Raw genomic sequence first — 3873 nt, forward strand, 5'->3', positions numbered from 1 at the left:
CGAGTCCACTTAAGTGGACTTTTGCGATTCGCCTTGAAATTGATTTCAAGGCGGGCTTCAAATTGGCAGATCAGTCCTAACCGTTCTGTCGGTTGCTATATCTTTTTCTATGCAACTTTTAATCCGTACTTTCTAAACGTATCCATCGCCGTCGCCACTTCTTCCAGAGTCGGTTCGGGGGTGTTTTTGAGTTGGTATTCGTAGCCGAGTTGTTCCCACTTGTATTCCCCCATTTTATGAAAGGGTAGAACTTCGATTTTTTCCACATTGCTCAAACCGGAAACGAACCGAGCCAGTTCCTCCATATTATTCGGCTCGTTCGTCAGATTTGGAACCAACACGAAGCGAACCCAGGTGGGTTTTTCTATCTGTTGCAAATACTCGGCAAATTTGAGGGTGGGTTCCACCGAAACGCTCGTCACTTTGCGGTAAGTTTCGGGCTTGTATGATTTGATATCCAAAAGCACCAAATCGACGTAATCTAAAACGGGTTTGGCGGCGTTGATGGGGACGTAACCGGACGTATCTAAAGCGGTGTGGATGCCCAATTCCTTGCACCGCCGGAAGATTTCCGCCACGAACTCCGGCTGCATTAGCGGTTCGCCGCCGGTGACGGTGACGCCGCCGTTGGAAAAGCGCATATAGGAGCGATATTTCTTCACTTCCTCGACGATTTCTGTCGCCGTTATTTCCGTTCCTCCGGCTATTTCTTGGCAGTCCGGGTTATGGCAGTACAGGCAGCGGAGGGGGCAGCCTTGGGTGAAGACGACAAATCTGATTCCCGGCCCGTCTACCGTCCCGCAACTTTCAAAGGAGTGGATTCTTCCAAAAATTTTATGGTTTGAGTCGGACATTTTTTGCAATCTAAATTAGTTCAAAAATTGGCGAGAGCAGATGCCCCCGCCAATTCGTCGGAACCGGGTTTTAGAAACCGCAGTTAAAAACCCGGTTTTTTTAATCCTAGATGCGGTGGTGGAACGTGCGGTTAATCACATCCAATTGTTGTTCGCGGGTCAGCTTGATGAAGTTGACCGCGTAACCGGATACCCGAATCGTCAGTTGGGGGTATTTTTCGGGATGATCCATCGCTTCCATCAGCGTCTCGCGGTTGAGGACGTTGACGTTGATATGGTGGCCTTCTTCGTGGAAGTAAGCGTCCAACATTCCCACCAGGTTGGTGATGCGATCGCCCCCTTCTTTACCCAACGCCTGCGGCACGATGGAGAAGGTGTAGGAAATCCCGTCCTGGGAGTGTTCGTAGGGGAGTTTCGCCACGGAAGCCAAAGCCGCGATCGCCCCTTTCGTGTCCCGTCCGTGCATGGGATTCGCCCCCGGTGCGAAGGGTTCCCCCGCCTTGCGTCCGTCGGGGGTGCTGCCCGTCTTTTTACCGTAGACGACGTTGGAAGTGATCGTCAAAATCGACTGGGTGGGCACCGAATCGCGGTAGGTTTTGTGCTGGCGAATTTTGTTCATAAACTGCTTCACCAGATCGGCGGTGATTTCGTCGGCGCGATCGTCGTTATTTCCGTATTTCGGATAGTCGCCCTCGACTTCGTAATCCACCACCAAACCCTGTTCGTTGCGGACGACTTTCACCCGGCTGTATTTGATGGCGGACAGGGCATCAGACACCACGGAAAGCCCCGCAATACCGCAGGCCATTGTCCGGTAAACATCGCGATCGTGCAGCGCCAATTCGATGCGCTCGTAGGCGTATTTATCATGCATGAAGTGGATGATATTCAGGGTGTTGACGTACAGCCGCGACAACCACTCCAGGCAGCGATCAAATTTCGCCACCACGTCTTCGTATTCCAGATAATCGCCTTGAACCGGAACCCATTCGGGGCCGACCTGTTCGCCGCTTTTCTCGTCTTTACCGCCGTTGATCGCGTACAGCAGCGCCTTCGCCAAGTTCGCCCGGGCGCCGAAAAACTGCATCTGCTTGCCGATTTTCATGGCGCTGACGCAGCAGGCGATCCCGTAGTCGTCGCCGTATTCCGATCGCATCAGGTCGTCGTTTTCGTACTGGGTGGAACAGGTGTCGATGGAAACTTTGGCGCAGAAGCGTTTGAAGTTTTCCGGCAGGCGGGGCGACCACAAAATCGTCAGGTTGGGTTCCGGCGCCGAGCCCAGGGTATATAACGTATTGAGGAAGCGGAAACTGTTTTTCGTCACCAGCGATCGCCCGTCTTCGCCCATGCCGCCGATGCACTCCGTCACCCAGGTGGGATCGCCCGAAAACAGTTGGTTGTATTCCGGCGTCCGCAGGAACCGCACCATCCGCAATTTCATTACAAAATGGTCGATAATTTCCTGGGCTTCGGCTTCGGTGAGGGTGCCGTTTTTCAGTTCGCGATCGAAGTAGATATCCAGGAACGTCGAAACCCGTCCGAGGGACATCGCCGCGCCGTTTTGTTCTTTGACCGCCGCCAGATAGCCGAAATAGGTCCACTGCGTCGCTTCTTTCGCCGTCGCCGCCGGTCGCCCCACGTCGCACCCGTAGGACGCAGCCATGTCTTTGAGCTCCCGCAGGGATCGGATTTCTTCGGCAATTTCTTCCCGCCGCCGGATGGTGTCGGCGTCCATCGCGTCGGGTTCCAGGGAGGCTTGCTGCTCTTTTTTATCCAAAATTAGGCGATCGATGCCGTAGAGGGCGATGCGGCGGTAGTCGCCGATGATCCGCCCCCGTCCGTAGGCGTCCGGCAACCCGGTGATCAGTCCCGAATGCCGCGCCCGCATGATGTCCGGGGTGTAGGCGTCGAAAACGCCGTCGTTGTGGGTTTTGCGGTATTTGGTGAAGATTTTTTCGGTTTCCGGGTCGAGTTCGTAGCCGTAGGCCTCCAGGGATTTTTTCACCACCCGGATGCCCCCGTAGGGCATGATGGCGCGTTTCAGAGGCTTGTCGGTTTGCAAGCCGACGATCTGTTCCGAGTCGCGATCGATGTATCCGGGGCCGTAGGCGTCGATGGTGGAGGGAATTTTGGTTTCCGTGTCTAAAATCCCATTTTTGCGCTCTTCGGCCATCAACTCCAGAACCCGATTCCAGAGCTGTTTCGTGCGTTCCGTCGCCCCCGATAAAAACGTTTCGTCTCCCTCATAGGGACTATAATTTTTTTGGATGAAATCCCGGACGTTGATTTCTTTCGTCCATTTTCCCCCTTGAAATCCTTGCCATTCCGGGGATAGGTCGTCATTTTTGGTCGTCAATGTGGGTTGTGTTGGTCTTTCAAGACTTGAAACCATGTATATTTCCTCGGTTACAGTTCTTTTTGGGTGGGGCTGTCGCACTAATCGAGGACGGTTTATTCTCCCGTCGCAACCCTCAATTATGTGCTACAAACCTAAATTTGCCAGTGTTCCCAAGATCGGCCTGTTCTGTGGCTGTTATTTATTTTGGCATGGGAAACTACAGAATGCAGAACTTTAAGATTCTTTCAAGGATCGTGGGTGTGGCAACAATCGATTCTGACTCCGTCAACGATTAACCTGCTCTCATTTACCCCAGATTGAGGGTCGGTGACGGGCGATCGCGGGCCAAATTTTGACTTCATCTCCGATCTCGGAGACATTTTCTTTCAAGCTCGCAATATTCGCCCGATATGGGTTCTTCCGTTCCCGACTTCCGGGCCGGCGTGACATTCAACCCTCTATACCTCTATTATAGAGAAATTTTCAATTTCGTCAGCCCGTTCGCGATCGACTTTTCCGGCCCGTTGCGGGACTGAAATTTAACCGGAACCGTCGCTATTCGAGAAATATTATCAATTTCCAGGCCATACCCGAAATTTGCGCTTTTATAGCAACGAGCGCTCACGTGGTTACAGTTGAAATGGGGTCAGAAATTTTCAAACCCTTATAGAAAAGCCGTTT

The 3873-nt window shown here is 52.7% G+C and carries 2 protein-coding genes; both read right to left on the reverse strand.

Annotated features, from left to right (window positions below; all coding sequences use genetic code 11):
* Positions 1–107 precede the first annotated feature (107 nt).
* Positions 108–854 (reverse strand): pyruvate formate-lyase-activating protein, encoded by a 747-nt coding sequence (gene pflA, locus LKE08_RS00540; protein WP_324702240.1) that lies wholly within the window; start codon positions 852–854, stop codon positions 108–110.
* A 106-nt stretch (positions 855–960) separates the two neighbouring features.
* Complete coding sequence (pflB, locus tag LKE08_RS00545) at positions 961–3246, reverse strand: formate C-acetyltransferase (protein WP_324702241.1); 2286 nt, start codon at positions 3244–3246, stop codon at positions 961–963.
* Positions 3247–3873: the final 627 nt, after the last annotated feature.

Origin of the sequence: Lyngbya sp. CCY1209 (genome assembly GCF_035615495.1) — a bacterium.
Classification (GTDB): Bacteria; Cyanobacteriota; Cyanobacteriia; order Cyanobacteriales; family Microcoleaceae; genus Limnospira.

Bases quoted from the DNA above. Each gene is read 5' to 3' on its own strand.
- pflB (WP_324702241.1), bottom strand. From the start codon at position 3,246: ATGGTTTCAAGTCTTGAAAGACCAACACAACCCACATTGACGACCAAA.
- pflA (WP_324702240.1), bottom strand. From the start codon at position 854: ATGTCCGACTCAAACCATAAAATTTTTGGAAGAATCCACTCCTTTGAA.